The 13,096-nt window shown below is 74.8% G+C and carries 14 protein-coding genes; 6 read left to right on the top strand and 8 right to left on the bottom strand.

What is annotated here, in order from left to right; genetic code table 11:
- Positions 1-118: 118 nt before the first annotated feature.
- Entirely contained in the window at positions 119-553 is a 435-nt protein-coding gene (locus AOK09_RS10115; RefSeq protein ID WP_055586799.1) for a DUF7144 family membrane protein, read from the bottom strand.
- A gap of 283 nt (positions 554-836) precedes the next feature.
- Between AOK09_RS10115 and AOK09_RS10110 the strand changes: the two genes are divergently transcribed.
- The 3 genes from AOK09_RS10110 to AOK09_RS10100 all read left to right on the top strand — a co-directional run bounded on the left by AOK09_RS10110 (position 837) and on the right by AOK09_RS10100 (position 2,293).
- Positions 837-1,319: a DUF6325 family protein gene (locus AOK09_RS10110; RefSeq protein WP_175609282.1), complete on the top strand. Its 483-nt coding sequence runs from the start codon at positions 837-839 to the stop codon at positions 1,317-1,319.
- 7 nt (positions 1,320-1,326) lie between these two features.
- Positions 1,327-1,605 (top strand): SHOCT domain-containing protein, encoded by a 279-nt coding sequence (locus tag AOK09_RS10105; protein WP_055586798.1) that lies wholly within the window; start codon positions 1,327-1,329, stop codon positions 1,603-1,605.
- Positions 1,606-1,699: 94 nt separating this feature from the next.
- Positions 1,700-2,293 carry a potassium channel family protein gene (locus tag AOK09_RS10100; protein ID WP_055586797.1) on the top strand — a complete coding sequence of 198 codons (594 nt, stop codon included), beginning with the start codon at positions 1,700-1,702 and terminating at the stop codon, positions 2,291-2,293.
- A gap of 137 nt (positions 2,294-2,430) precedes the next feature.
- Here the strand turns inward: AOK09_RS10100 and AOK09_RS10095 are convergent, their stop codons facing one another.
- On the bottom strand, positions 2,431-2,703 hold the full coding sequence (locus tag AOK09_RS10095; RefSeq protein WP_055586796.1) for a hypothetical protein: 273 nt from the start codon (positions 2,701-2,703) through the stop codon (positions 2,431-2,433).
- 167 nt (positions 2,704-2,870) lie between these two features.
- Between AOK09_RS10095 and AOK09_RS10090 the strand changes: the two genes are divergently transcribed.
- Both AOK09_RS10090 and AOK09_RS10085 read left to right on the top strand, forming a co-directional pair.
- Entirely contained in the window at positions 2,871-4,232 is a 1,362-nt protein-coding gene (locus tag AOK09_RS10090) for a chloride channel protein (protein WP_055586795.1), read from the top strand.
- A gap of 49 nt (positions 4,233-4,281) precedes the next feature.
- Positions 4,282-6,447 (top strand): FUSC family protein, encoded by a 2,166-nt coding sequence (locus AOK09_RS10085; RefSeq protein WP_055586794.1) that lies wholly within the window; start codon positions 4,282-4,284, stop codon positions 6,445-6,447.
- A gap of 16 nt (positions 6,448-6,463) precedes the next feature.
- On the opposite strand, the gene AOK09_RS43120 is transcribed toward AOK09_RS10085, so the two are convergent.
- Positions 6,464-6,589 carry a hypothetical protein gene (locus AOK09_RS43120; protein WP_265736712.1) on the bottom strand — a complete coding sequence of 42 codons (126 nt, stop codon included), beginning with the start codon at positions 6,587-6,589 and terminating at the stop codon, positions 6,464-6,466.
- A 142-nt stretch (positions 6,590-6,731) separates the two neighbouring features.
- Between AOK09_RS43120 and AOK09_RS10080 the strand changes: the two genes are divergently transcribed.
- Positions 6,732-9,032, top strand: a complete 2,301-nt coding sequence (locus AOK09_RS10080; RefSeq protein ID WP_157875847.1) for a SpoIIE family protein phosphatase — start codon at positions 6,732-6,734, stop codon at positions 9,030-9,032.
- On the opposite strand, the gene AOK09_RS10075 is transcribed toward AOK09_RS10080, so the two are convergent.
- From AOK09_RS10075 to AOK09_RS10055, 5 genes are all read right to left on the bottom strand, one after another.
- Entirely contained in the window at positions 9,017-9,469 is a 453-nt protein-coding gene (locus tag AOK09_RS10075; RefSeq protein ID WP_055586792.1) for a DUF7144 family membrane protein, read from the bottom strand. The two genes, AOK09_RS10080 and AOK09_RS10075, sit on opposite strands and share 16 nt — an antisense overlap.
- 260 nt (positions 9,470-9,729) lie before the next feature.
- Positions 9,730-11,160 carry an adenylosuccinate lyase gene (purB, locus tag AOK09_RS10070; RefSeq protein ID WP_055586803.1) on the bottom strand — a complete coding sequence of 477 codons (1,431 nt, stop codon included), beginning with the start codon at positions 11,158-11,160 and terminating at the stop codon, positions 9,730-9,732.
- 118 nt (positions 11,161-11,278) lie between these two features.
- Positions 11,279-11,722, bottom strand: coding sequence for a MarR family winged helix-turn-helix transcriptional regulator (locus tag AOK09_RS10065; RefSeq protein WP_055586791.1), 444 nt, complete (start codon positions 11,720-11,722; stop codon positions 11,279-11,281).
- Positions 11,723-11,861: 139 nt separating this feature from the next.
- Positions 11,862-12,260, bottom strand: a complete 399-nt coding sequence (locus tag AOK09_RS10060) for a DUF3037 domain-containing protein (RefSeq protein ID WP_055586790.1) — start codon at positions 12,258-12,260, stop codon at positions 11,862-11,864.
- Positions 12,257-13,015, bottom strand: a complete 759-nt coding sequence (locus tag AOK09_RS10055; RefSeq protein ID WP_063795908.1) for a HipA family kinase — start codon at positions 13,013-13,015, stop codon at positions 12,257-12,259. The genes AOK09_RS10060 and AOK09_RS10055 overlap by 4 nt, the downstream gene beginning before the upstream one ends.
- Positions 13,016-13,096: the final 81 nt, after the last annotated feature.

Raw genomic sequence — 13,096 nt, 5'->3', positions numbered from 1 at the left:
GCGGGGGACTGCGGCGCGTCGGCGCCGCGGTGTGCGCCGTTCGGGGGAGGTCCCTCGCCGACGGCGGATCCCGGCCGGTGCGGCGGCCGGGACCCGGGGAGGGGTGTGCGCGGGGCCGTCAGGTCGCCGCGTGGTGGCCCGTTCTGGCGCAGAGCGCCCAGATGATGACCACGTCCAGTGCGATCACCACGATGCCCCAGAGCGGGTACCAGGGGAGCCAGGCGAAGTTGGCGATCAGGCTCAGGCCCGCGAGTGTGATACCCACGATGCGTGCCCACGTGGCCCCGGTGAACAGGGCGATACCCGCGAGGGCGATCACGACGCCGAGGATGAGGTGGATCCAGCCCCAGCCGGTGGTGTTGAACTGGTAGGCGTAGTGGCGGGTGACGACCAGCAGGTTGTCCTTGGCGATGGCCGAGATGCCCTCGAAGACCGCCGTGATGCCCGTGAAGATCATCATGACGGCGGCGAACATCGTCCAGCCGGACACCTGCGGGTTCTCGGGGCGGGGAGCGGTGGTACCGGCCCCCGCTCCGCTGACCTGACTGGCCATGTCGGGCTCCTTGTCAAGGGATCGCCCTCCGGACGCGTACGCGCACCGGGGCGATCGGCGGCCCCTTTCCTCAGCGTGCCACCGGCGCCACACAGAGGCATCTCGGAGCGGCGGCTCCAGAAGGTCCGAGCGGCCGCTCCAGAAGTTCCGAGCGGCCGCTCCCGGAGCACGTTCGGAGCGGCGGCTCCAGAAGTGCGGCCCACCGCCCCCGGTGGTCGAATGGACGGTGGCGGGGCCGCCGGCCGCGCCCCGGACGGACGTACGCGCACCCGGAGGGGTCGACGTGAGCGACGAACTCGAGGATCTGGGACCGATCGACTACCTGGTCGTGGAGTTCCCGGGCAACCGTATGACCGGCGAGGGTCTTCCCCTGCTGCTCGACCTGGTCGACCGCGGCATCATCCGGGTCCTGGACCTGGTCTTCGTCCGCAAGGACCGCGACGGCTCGGTCTCCGTGCTGGAGGCGAACGAGCTCAGCGGTGACGGTGGACTGGACATCACCCTGTTCGAGGGCGCCTCCTCCGGGCTGCTGGGCCGGGACGACCTCGCCGAGGCCGGTTCCGCGCTGGAGCCCGGCAACTGCGCGGGCGTCGTGGTCTACGAGAACCTGTGGGCGGAGCCGCTGGCCGCCGCGCTGCGCCGGTCCGGCGCCCGGTGGGTGGCCGGCGGCCGGGTCCAGGTGCAGGCCCTGATGGCCTCGCTGGACGCGGCCGAGGCCGCCCGGGAATCCACCCACGGCCGCCGGCCGTACGTCATCGGGAAGTGAGCGCACCATGACCGGACTTCTGCGCGGGGTCGCCCGCACCGCCGTGGCCGCGGGCACCGCGACCGCGGTCGCCAACCGGGTGTCGCGGCTCCAGGCCGGCCGCTGGGCCCATCAGGAGCAGTCGCCGTCCCGGGGGGCGGCCTCGCAGACCCCGCCGGACGCGCCGGTGGAGGACTCCGTGGCCGCCAAGATCGACCAGTTGAAGCAGCTGGGGGACCTGCGGGACCGGGGCCTGCTCACCGACGCCGAGTTCGCCGAGCAGAAGGCCCGGCTGCTGGCCTCCTGACAGGTGCCCTGACAATCCCTCGGGCGCGGACACGCGCCGGCCGGCCCGCTCGCAGCGCCGTCCCACGCGGAGCACGTAAGGGTATAAAGGCCGCATGCCGGACAGCGAACCGGCCCGGACGGCCGGGGCACCGTACGGCGGCCCGGCCCCCGGGCCGGGCCGCCGACTACTGCTGCGCACACTGCTGCGCTCCACGGCGACGATGGCGGTGCTGCTGACCCTGTACTACGTGGCACCGCTGGACGGCGGCCGCATCGACCGGGCGACGGTGCTGGAACTGGTGGCGGGGCTGGTGCTCTTCTGCGGCCTGGCGGTCCGCCAGACACTGGCGGTCATGCGCTCGGACCACCCCAGGCTGCGGGCGCTGGAAGCGCTCTCCGCGGTCGTACCGCTCTTCCTGCTGGTCTTCTCGACGGCCTACTACCTGCTCGCCCGGAACGCCGGGCACTCCTTCACCGAACCGCTGGACCGCACCGACGCGCTGTACTTCACCGTCACGGTCTTCGCCACCGTCGGATTCGGCGACATCGCCCCCCTCACCACCACCGCGCGGGTGCTGACGACCGTACAGATGACCGCGGACCTGATCCTGGTGGGGGTGATCGCCAGGGCGCTGCTGGGCGCCGTCCAGGTGGGACTGCGGCGGCGCGCCGACGCGGCGCCCGGGCCGGACCGGGACCCCGGCTGACCGGAGCCTGCGGGCGCCCCCGGGCGCAGCCGGCCTGGGCGGCGCCGGGCACACCCCGGCACCGCCCCCGACCGCCCTCCCCCGGCCGCGGGGGCCGGGAGAGGGCCGTGAGGGGGATGCGCTCGACGGGGACGCGCTCAGCTGTGGCCGTTGCCCGCGGCCGCCCGCCAGGCCTCCATGCCTGCCAGCGAGGCATGTCGGGCCTGGCGCAGCTTGGCCGCCGCCCGCTCGCTCGGCGGGACCTCCAGCTGCCGCACCCAGCGGCGGCCGGCGGTGGCGAGGGCGAAGCCGACGAGGGACATGCCGGTGAGGGCCACCAGTGCGCCGCCGGCGGTCAGTACCGCGCCGGCGGTGACAAGCCGGGTGTCGATGTCGAGCGCCTGGGGGATGGAGTGCAGGTGGTGGTTCATGACCTCACCATGCGCCACCCCGTCCGGCGCCGCATCCCGGGCGGGGTGGCCCCCGCCGCCGCCGGCCGAGATGCCGGACCGCAGCCGGTCACGGAGGCTGGAGTGGCATCGGCCGCGGTCGGCGGCCGGTCGGCGAGGGAGCGGCCCGCCAGCGAGGAGACACCGGGATGGCACAGTCCGGACAGGCGCCCCGGCCCGCGGTCGTGCACGAGGTGTTCCGCAACCCGGGCTATCTGCGGCTGCTGCTGCTCTCCGCCGCCGTCGGCATCCCGGTCTCCCTGGTCGCCTTCGGCTTCGTCGCCCTGCAGCACCAGATGCAGCACGGCGTCTGGGTCTCGCTGCCGCATGCCCTGGGGATGGCCGCCGCGCCGTGGTGGTGGCCGCTGCCCTGCCTGACGCTCGGCGGTCTGCTGGTGGCCTGGTGCGTGATCGCGCTGCCCGGCCGCGGCGGACATGTCGCGGCCGAGGGGTTCGGCGGGGCGCCGACGCTGCCCTCCGCGCTGCCGGGGGTCGTGCTCGCCGCACTGGCGGGCCTCTCGCTGGGCGCGGTGCTGGGTCCCGAGGCCCCGCTGATGGCGCTGGGCAGCGGGCTGGCCCTGATGTCCGTACGGTCGGCCGGGCGGGCCGCGACACCGCAGCTGGTGCCGGTGCTGGGGGCCGCCGGTTCGGCGGCCGCCATCTCCACCATCCTGGGCAGCCCGCTGGTCGCCGCGGTGCTGATGATCGAGGTGGCCGGGATCGGCGCGCCGCAGCTGTACGTGGTGCTGCTGCCGAGCCTGCTGGCGAGCGGGGTGGGCGCACTGGTCTTCACCGGATTCGGCCACTGGACCGGCCTTGAGGTGGGTTCGCTCGCGCTGCCCCTGTCGGGGCCGTCGGAACCGCTGGACGCGGGCGACCTGCTGTGGGGCGTCCCGCTGGCCGCCGTGACCGCGCTGGGCACGGCCGGGGTGATGCTGCTGGCCCGCCACGCCGCCCGGTGGACCGGGCGCCGAACCCTGCAGCGCACCGTGCTCTGCGGGGTGGCGGTGGGGGTGTGCGCCGCCTGCTACACGCTGGCGACCGGCCGCCCGCCCGACGACGTGGCGCTCTCCGGCCAGACCACCCTGGTGACCCTGGCCCGGGACCCGCATGTCTGGGCGGTCTCCACCCTGGTGCTGCTCCTGCTCTTCAAGGGGGTCGGGTGGGCGATCTCGCTGGGCAGCTTCCGCGGCGGCCCGATCTTCCCCTCGGTGCTGATGGGCGCCGCCCTCGGGGTTGCCTGCAGCGGCCTTCCCGGCTTCGGGGCGCTGCCCGCCCTGGCGGCGGGGCTGACCGCGTCCTCCACCGCCGCGCTGCGGCTGCCCGTCTCCGCGGTGGTGCTCGCCGCGCTGCTGCTGGGGAAGCCCGGGGTCGACCAGATCCCGCTGGTGGTGATCGCGGCGGTGGTCTCCTTCGTGGTCAGCGAGCTGCTGCCCGGCCGGACGCCCGCCGGGGCGGACGCCGTACGGCAGTCGCCGCAGCCGGGGCGGCCCTCCCGGTCGGGGCCGTGAACGCCGCCCCGGGGTGCGCGGTCCGCACCGCCGCCCGTCCTCCGCGGGGATGGCCGTGACCTCCTCGGTGGGCCGGTGGTGCCGGCAGGTTCCCGGGCTGCTGCCCGCCGTCCGGCACGGCGCCCGGGTGACCGTCGCAGCCAGCGTCGGCTTCTACGCCTGCCGCTACGGCCTCTCCGACCGGACGACGGCCACCTATGCGATCTTCGGCACCATCGCCACCGGGTTCCTCTCCCAGTCGGGCGGCCCCCCGGCGGAGCGGGCCGTCACCCTGCTGCGGCTCCTCCCGGCGGCGTATGCGCTGATCACGGTCGGTACCGTGCTGGCGGCGCACGCCTGGGCCGCGGCGCTGGGGATGCTGCTGCTCGGCTTCACGGTCACGTTCGCCGGGGTGGGCGGCCCCCGGCTGGTCGGCCTCACCAACGGGCTGCAGCTGTTCTACATCCTGCCGTGCTTCCCACCGTACGAACCCGCCACCCTGCCCCACCGGCTCGCCGGGGTGAGCGTCGGTCTGGGGCTGCTGGCCGTCGCCGAGGTGACGCTCTGGCCGGACCCGCCACCCGAGCGCTACCAGGACCGGCTCGCCCGGGCGGCCCGGGCGCTGGCGGACTGCGTCGCGGCGCTGGGCGACGCCGCCGAGGGCCGGCCGGGAGCCGTACTGCGCGCCGAGCGGCTGCTGCCGCTGACCGCCGCCGCGGTGGAGCAGCTGCGCTTCTCCCGGGTACCGCCGATGGAGCGGCCGGCCTCCGCCGGACGGGTCGACCGCTCCCGCGGCCACACGGCGTCCGCACTTCGGTACGCGGCCTCGCAGACCGGGCGGCTGGCCGAGCTGAGCCGCGGCCTCGAGCCGCTGCCGACGGCTGCGCCGCTGCTGCACTGCACCGCCCGGGCGCTGCGCGCCGCCGCGGCCGCGCAGGACGGCACCGGTCCTCCGCCCACCACCGGGGAGCTGGAGCAGGCGATGCGGGTCTTCGCGGAGGTACGGGCTCGGGCGCTGCGGCGGCTGACGCCCGAGGACGACCGGCAGCGGGCGCGCCGGGGCTCGGTGGCGCTGGATGTGGCCGTCGCGACCCGCTTTGCGCTGCTGGCCACCCGGATCGGCCGGGGCGCCCCGGTGCCGCCGGACGAGGCGCCGCCGGAGGAGCGGCCGGGCCCCTTCTGGTACGCCGAGCGTTCGGCGGCGGCGCTCTGGTGGAGCCGGCTGCGCTGCCATCTGACGCCGCGTTCGGTGGCCTTCCAGAGCGCCGTGCGGATCGCACTGGCCCTCGCCGCGGCCCGGCTGGCCGCCGCCGGGCTCGGGGTGACGCACGGCTTCTGGGTGCTGCTGGCGACGCTCACCCTGATGCGCGGCTCGGCGGCGGACACCAGGACGACCCTGCGCCCGGCGCTGGTCGGCACCTTCACGGGGGCGCTGGCCGCGGGGGCACTGCTGCTGGTCGTGGGCGACCATCCGGCGTTCTACGCCGCGGCGATGCCGCCGGTGATGCTGCTGGCCTTCACCGCGGGTCCGCTGCTGGGTCCGGGCTGGGGGCAGGGGCTGTTCACCCTGGTGGTGTCGATCCTCTTCAGTCAGCTGGCACCGGCCGGCTGGCGGCTGGCCGAGGTCCGGCTGGTCGATGTCGTCGTGGGGGCGCTGGTGGGCACCGTCACCGGGCTGTGCGCCTGGCCGCGGGGCGGCGGCGGTGAGCTGCGCCGGGCGATGGGGGAATTCCTGCGCGGTGCTGCGGACGCGGTGCAGGAGACCGTCGCCGTGGTGGGCGGGCGTCCGCACCCGGGGCATGTGCTGCCGCACGCCCGGCGGGTCATGATCCTCGCCGAGGCCGGCTATGCGCAGTACCAGACCGAGCGGGCGGACCGCAGACTGGCCGCCGTCGACTGGCAGGCCGCGCTGGTCGCCGGGCAGTTCAGCGTGCTCGGGGCGGAGGTGGTGCTGGGCCGCTCCTCCCCGGGGTGTCTGGCCGGGGCGCCGGTCGCGGTACGGCGTCTGGAGCGGGAGGCCGCCGAGGTGGCCGCCGCCTATCGCTGCGCCGCGGCGGGGCTGCGGCTGGCCTCGCCGGTACCGCCCGCGGTGCTGCCGGCCCTGGCCGACGACGACCCGGCCACCCGTCGCACCGCCGGTCAGGAGTCGCTGCACGCGGCCGACGTACGGGTGTGGCTCACCGCCGTCGCCCGCAACCTCGCGCGGCTCGAGCCCCCGCCGCCCGGCGGGGGCTGACCCTGGCGGCTGCCGGTCAGTCCCCGCGGGGGCGCGACGCGGGCCGGTCGCGGTAGCGCAGGCCGCCCATGAGGAAGAGCAGCGTCCCGGCGAGGATGGCGAGCACCAGCAGCGCGTATCCGATGATCTGGAGAGCGATCACGGCACTTCCTCCATGGTCGATACGCCGGATATAGCCCATTAAGGCATGGCAACGCAGGCTTTGCAGCGGAAGTCTGCGATGGTGGAGGCAGAACCGGAGCGGGCCCGCACGACGAGCCGGAGCCGCGGAGGTGGGCTGATCAGTGACAGAACTGGATCACCTGATGCTGCTCGACGCCGGGGGTGTCGTCGTGGAGTGGAGCCGCGAGGCACAGCGGCTGCTCGGCCGTACGGCCGAGCAGGCGGTCGGGAAGCCCGTGGCGGCGCTGGTCCCCGCGGACGCCCGCGTCGTCGAGGGGCTGCGGCTGGAGGTGCGTCCGGTGCCCGGGAGGGACGGGGCGCCGGCCTGGGCGGTGGCGGCCCGGACCGGGACGTCGGCGGGCCGGCGGGCGATCAGCTCCGCCGTCCTGGAAGCGCTCTTCACCCAGTCGCCGCTGGGCCTGCACGTGCTGGACCCGCAGCTGCGGGTGCTGCGGTTCAACACCAACGCCGTCGGCACCCTCGACGTGCACCCGGACGACGCGGTCGGGCGGTCCATCTGCGAGCTCTATCCCGCGTGCGAGGACAGCAAGATCGAACCGCTGCTGCGCGAGGTGGTCACCGGCGGCGTCAAGCTCCAGGACCACCTGGTGCACTGCGGCTCGGGATCCGGGACGGGCAGGGAACACATCTTCTCCGTCTCCGCCTTCCGGCTGCTGGACCCGGACGGGGAGGTGCTCGGCGTCGCCGTCGCGGTGTCCGACGTCACCGAGCAGGAACGCACCCGGGTCCGGCTGTCGCTGCTGCACGACGCACGGGTGTCCATCGGCACCACCCTCGACACCATGCAGACCGCCGTCGAGCTGACCGAGGTCGCCGTCCCGCGCTTCGCCGACGCGGTGGCCGTGGACCTGCTGGACTCCGTCGTCAGGGGAGCGGACCCGCCGACCGGCCCGGTCGAGCCCGACGCCCCCGTACGACGCGCCGCCTTCCGCTCGCGTCACCCCGAGCTGGGCGCCTTCCCGGTCGGATCGGTGAGCGGTTACCGGTTCCCCACCCCGTTCACCCAGAGCCTGATCGATCTGCAGCCCCGGCTGGTGCGCGACCTGGAGACCGAGGGCCGCGACTGGCTGGCCAACGACCCCGACCGGGCGGCACGGCTGCGCTCGGTCGGCACCCACTCGCTGGTCGTGGCCCCGCTGGTGGTACGGGGTGCGGTGCTGGGCCTGGCGAGCTTCTACCGCTCGGCCCACCCCGACCCCTTCGACCAGGACGACCTGGCGGTGGCCGTGGACCTGGCCGCACGGACCGCGCTCTGTGTGGACAACGCCCGCCGCTTCACCCGTGAGCACACCGTCGCGGTAACTCTTCAGCGGCACCTGGTCCGTTCCACCCCGCCGCAGCAGGACGCCGCCGAGGTCGCCCGCTACTACCTGCCGGCCGGCGCCGGGGGCGACTGGTTCGACGTCATCCCGCTCTCCGGGGCGCGGGTCGCCCTGGTCGTGGGCGGCGTCTCCGGACGGGGCCTGCGCACCGCCGCCACCATGGCGCGGCTGCGCACCGCCATCGATGCGCTGGCCGCCCTGGATCTGGAACCAGACGAACTGCTGGCCAGACTGGACGACACCGCCCTGCGGATCGCCGAGGAGAGCGCCGGCTGGCCGACTCCCGCCGCACAGTTCGGCGAGCGGCTCCGCGCCACCTGCCTCTATGTGGTGTACGACCCGGTCTCGCGGCGCTGCGCCGCCGCCAGCGCCGGTCATCCGTCGCCGCTGATCACCCACCCCGACGGCACGGTGGGGCAGCTGGCGGTGCCGACCGGGCCGCCGCTGGGCGCGGGCGACCTGCCGTTCGACGCCTGTGAGCAGCACCTGGCCGAGGGCAGCCTGCTCACCCTGTTCACCGAGGGGACGCTGCGCGGGACGGCCGACCCGGACACGGGACTGAAGCGGCTGCGGGAGGCGGTCTCCCGGCCCGAGCGGCCACTGGACGACATCTGCGACACGGCCGTCTACACCATGCTGCCCGCCCGGCCCCACGAGGACGCGGTGCTGCTGCTCGCCCGTACCCGCGCGCTGGGCCCGGACCAGGTGGCCACCTGGGAGCTGCCCTGCGAACCGTCCTCCGCGGCCGCGGCACGCCGCCGGGTACGGGAGCAGCTGGACGTCTGGGGGCTGACGGACGAGACCTTCTCCACCGAGCTGGTCGCCAGCGAGCTGGTCACCAACGCGGTGCGCCACGGTGCCGCGCCGATCCGGCTGCGGTTGATCCGCGACCAGGGGCTGACCTGTGAGGTCTTCGACTCGGGCGGCAACGCGCCCCGGCTTCGGCATGCCCGGGCCGGCGACGAGGGCGGACGCGGGCTGTTCATCGTCGCCCGGATGGCGCAGAGCTGGGGCACCCGTTACACGGGCTCGGGCAAGGTGATCTGGGCGCGGCAGGCGATCGCTCAGACGGAGGGTTGAGCGAACCAGTCGGACGCCGAGGTCAGCCCCCAGATGATCACCGCGTCGATGGCGACCACCAGCACCCCCAGCACCGGCGCGGCAGGGATGAAGAACATCCAACGCACGGCGCTGACGACGGCGAAGGCGAGGGCCAGCAGTCTGCCGGTGAGGCGCTGACGCCCGTAGAGCGCCCAGGCGGCGTAGAACGCCAGCAGCGCGGTGACCAGGTCGAACACCGCCCACCAGGCGTGTGCCGAGCCGAAGACCGCGAACTGCCGGCGGCCGAGCCAGTCGCTGTCCGCCCATTCGGTGACGGCGGCGATCACCAGGAAGGTGCCCAGCAGCACCATCATCACCGAGGCGAACTCCACCCGGCTCGGCATGGGCTCGTCCCGCAGCTGCTCCGCGGACGGGCCGTCGGCCGGCGGTCCGCCGCCTGACCACTCACTGCGCATGCCGAGCTCCTCCGCTGTCCGGCGCCGCCGGCGGGCAGGCCGCAACCGCCCCCGGTACCGGCTTAGCACCGCGCACCGCCCGGGGCACGCCGGGCATGCCGGGAGGCACCCGACCGGGTGGTGGAGCGGGCCGCCGCGGGCCGTCCGGAAAGCGGTACGGCCCCGCCGGAGCGGGGCCGTACCGTGGCTTGCGATGTCACTCCCCCGAGGAGTCACTCCCCGCGAGGTGTCACTCCCCGCGAGGTGTCACTCCCCTGGTGTCAGAGAATGGCGCCGGGGGTGTACTTGGCCGCCTCCGGGTACCGGTCTGCGGTCTCCTGCACCCGGCGGGCCACCTCGGCGACCTGGGCGCCGGCGGCACCGGTGAAGGAGAGCCGGTCGGCGAGCAGGGCGTCCAGCGCGGCGCGGTCCAGCGGGATCCGCTCGTCGGCGGCGAGCCGGTCCAGCAGCTCGTTGTGCCGGGCGCCCTCACGCATGGCCAGCGCCGAGGCGACCGCGTGCTCCTTGATCACCTCATGTGCGGTCTCCCGGCCGACACCGGCGCGCACCGCGCCCATCAGCACCTTGGTGGTGGCCAGGAACGGCAGGTAGCGGTCCAGCTCGGCCTCGATCACGGCCGGGAAGGCGCCGAACTCGTCCAGCACCGTCAGGAACGTCTCCAGCAGGCCGTCGAAGGCGAAGAAGGCGTCGGGCAGGGCCACCCGGCGGACCACGGAGCAGGAGACGTCCCCCTCGTTCCACTGGTCGCCGCCGAGCTCGGCGGTCATCGAGGCATAGCCGCGCAGGATGACGGCCAGGCCGTTGACACGCTCGCAGGAGCGGGTGTTCATCTTGTGCGGCATGGCGGAGGACCCGACCTGGCCGGGCTTGAAGCCCTCGGTGACCAGCTCGTGCCCGGCCATCAGCCGGATGGTCTTGGCCAGGCTGGACGGGGCGGCGGCCAGCTGCACCAGAGCGCTGAGCACATCGAAGTCCAGCGAGCGCGGGTAGACCTGGCCCACGCTGGTGAGCACCTGGTCGAAGCCGAGGTGGCCGGCGACGCGGCGCTCCAGCTCGTCCAGCTTGGCGGCGTCGCCGCCGAGCAGGTCCAGCATGTCCTGGGCCGTTCCGACCGGTCCCTTGACGCCGCGCAGCGGGTAGCGGGCGATGAGGTCCTCGAGGCGGGCGAAGGCGACCAGTAGCTCGTCGGCGGCGGTGGCGAACCGCTTGCCGAGGGTGGTGGCCTGGGCGGCGACATTGTGCGAGCGGCCGGCCATCACCTGCTCGGAGTACTGGGCGGCCAGCCGGCCGAGGCGGACCAGCACCGCGACGGTGCGGTCGCGGACGTGCTCCAGCGACTGCCTGATCTGGAGCTGCTCGACGTTCTCGGTGAGGTCCCGGGACGTCATGCCCTTGTGGATCTGCTCATGTCCGGCGAGGTCGCTGAACTCCTCGATCCGCGCCTTGACGTCGTGCCGGGTGATCCGCTCCCGGGCGGCGATGGAGGCCAGGTCGACCTGGTCGACCACGCGCTCGTAGTCGGCGACGGCGGTGTCGGGGACCTCGATGCCGAGGTCCTGCTGGGCCTTCAGCACGGCGAGCCAGAGGCGGCGCTCCAGCACCACCTTGTGTTCGGGGGACCACAGCCTGGCCAGCTCCGCAGAGGCATACCGGGCGGCGAGGACATCGGGGATCTGGGGCTTGGCGCTCACGTTCGGCAAGCCTAACAGCCCTGGTCAGCCCGAGCCGGTCCGGGCCGTCCGGGGAGGCGGCGCGAGCGGGGAGGCGGCGCGAGCGGGAGGTGGCGGCGGCCCGGGGGGAGCGGCGCGATCAGTCCTGTCCGGGAGCGGTGAGGACGGGCAGCAGCGCCCCGCAGGCCTCGAAGAGGGCGCGCCGTTGCCCCTCGTCCAGTGCGCCGAACGCCTCCTGGGCCCGGTCCATCCCGGCGCGGATGCTGCGCAGGGCGACCCGGCCCGCGTCGGTGGCGACCACGATCTTGACCCTGCGGTCGGCCTCGGCCGCCTGCCGGGCTGCCAGGCCGCGGGCCTCCAGGCGGTCCACGATGCCGGTGACGTTGGAGGCGTCGCACCCCAGCCGCCCGGCCAGCTCCCGCATCGGCACGGGCTCCTGCACCGCTCCCAGCGCCTTGGCCTGCACCGAGGTCAGCCCCAGGCGGGCGGCGGCGGCCGCGAAGTCGTGGAAGTAGGCGGTCCCCACGGCGGCGACCGCCTCCATGAGCTCGGCAGTGGTGGGAGCAGCGGCGGTCTCGGGCATGGGGCAACCGTACGGCAGGAAACTTGACAGCTTCAAGATTCCATGATCGCAACGTCCCCCGGGCAAGCGCCGGAACCGCCGGGACCGCCCGCCGCGTCCCGGCCGGGCCTGCGCCGGCCGGGCCGCCGGAGACCGGGGCTCAGCGGACCAGCAGCTCCACCAGGCGCTCCAGTTCGGCCTCCGGGTCCGCGGTCAGGCCGGTGTGGACGGGGCCGGGCTGCACCACGGTGCTGCGCGGCGCGGTCAGCCAGCGGAACCGCTGCCCCGGGTTGTCCCCCGCGGCCTGCCCGGCCTGCTCACCGCCCACGCAGACACCCTCGACACCGCGCAGTGCCCGGCGCACCCCCGCCGCGTCCGCCGCCGGGTCCAGGGCGAGCAGCCGGGCCTCGTCCAGATGGGTGCGCACGCCCACGAAGGAGGCGGCGCGGCAGTAGAGCAGCACCCCGACGTTGATGCACTCGCCGCGCTCCACCCGGGGCACCGCCCGCAGCACCGCGTACTCGAAGTCATGGCGCTCCGGCCGCTGGTCGACGGTCATGCCGCTGCCTCCGGGAGCCAGTCGCGGGGCCCGGCCATCCGGGCCGCCAGCAGGTCGACGTAGGCCGCACGGACCGCGTCCGGGCTGTCGAACCCGGGCTCGTCGGCCAGCCACTCGTCGGGGATCAGCGCCGCGGCCTCCCGCAGCAGGGCGGGGGTGACCAGCGGCGCCAGGTCGCGGTCGGCCGCGGCCACGTCCGGCGCGAAGCGGGCCAGCGCGTGGTCGGCGGCGTCGAACGGGCGGCGGGCCCAGGCTGCGGCGCCCGGCCAGTGGTGATGGAAGATCAGGCACGCGCCGTGGTCGATCAGCCACAGCCGGCCGTCGGCGAACAGCAGATTGGGGTTGCGCCAGGAGCGGTCCACATTGCCGATCAGCGCGTCGAACCACACGATCCGGCCCGCGAGCGCGGAGTCGACCTCGAAGCAGAGCGGATCGAAGCCCAGCGCCCCGGAGACGAAGGCCATGCCCAGATTGAGGCCGCCGCTGGCCCGGAGCTGGTCCTGGATCTGCTGGTCGGGCTCGCTGCGGGCCAGCACCGGGTCCAGCCGCAGCCGCAGCAGCGCCGGGACGTCGAGGCCCAGCCGCCGCCCCAGCTCACCGGCCAGCACCTCGGCGACCAGGGCCTTGCGGCCCTGGGCGGCGCCGACGAACTTGGCGACGTAGACGGCCAGGTCGTCGCCCTCGACGACGCCCGGCATCGACCCGCCCTCACGCAGTGGCGTCACATAGCGGACCGCCGTCACCTCGGGAAGCACCGTCCCACCCTACCGTCGGTGATCAGCCGTCCGGCACGGTGCGGCGGGCCCGCTCCCGGCCGTCCTCAGGCATGAAGCGCG

The organism is Peterkaempfera griseoplana, from assembly GCF_001418575.1.
Classification (GTDB): Bacteria; Actinomycetota; Actinomycetes; order Streptomycetales; family Streptomycetaceae; genus Peterkaempfera; species Peterkaempfera griseoplana.
Note: the sequence above shows the minus strand (reverse complement) of the source record. Positions and strands in the feature narration are given on the sequence as shown.

What these genes read in the sequence shown, in the direction of transcription:
- AOK09_RS10115 (WP_055586799.1), bottom strand. Translation starts at nt 553, where the DNA reads ATGGCCAGTCAGGTCAGCGGAGCGGGGGCCGGTACCACCGCTCCCCGC.
- AOK09_RS10105 (WP_055586798.1), top strand. Translation starts at nt 1,327, where the DNA reads ATGACCGGACTTCTGCGCGGGGTCGCCCGCACCGCCGTGGCCGCGGGC.
- AOK09_RS10100 (WP_055586797.1), top strand. Translation starts at nt 1,700, where the DNA reads ATGCCGGACAGCGAACCGGCCCGGACGGCCGGGGCACCGTACGGCGGC.
- AOK09_RS10095 (WP_055586796.1), bottom strand. Translation starts at nt 2,703, where the DNA reads ATGAACCACCACCTGCACTCCATCCCCCAGGCGCTCGACATCGACACC.
- AOK09_RS10090 (WP_055586795.1), top strand. Translation starts at nt 2,871, where the DNA reads ATGGCACAGTCCGGACAGGCGCCCCGGCCCGCGGTCGTGCACGAGGTG.
- AOK09_RS10085 (WP_055586794.1), top strand. Translation starts at nt 4,282, where the DNA reads ATGGCCGTGACCTCCTCGGTGGGCCGGTGGTGCCGGCAGGTTCCCGGG.
- AOK09_RS10075 (WP_055586792.1), bottom strand. Translation starts at nt 9,469, where the DNA reads ATGCGCAGTGAGTGGTCAGGCGGCGGACCGCCGGCCGACGGCCCGTCC.
- AOK09_RS10065 (WP_055586791.1), bottom strand. Translation starts at nt 11,722, where the DNA reads ATGCCCGAGACCGCCGCTGCTCCCACCACTGCCGAGCTCATGGAGGCG.
- AOK09_RS10060 (WP_055586790.1), bottom strand. Translation starts at nt 12,260, where the DNA reads ATGACCGTCGACCAGCGGCCGGAGCGCCATGACTTCGAGTACGCGGTG.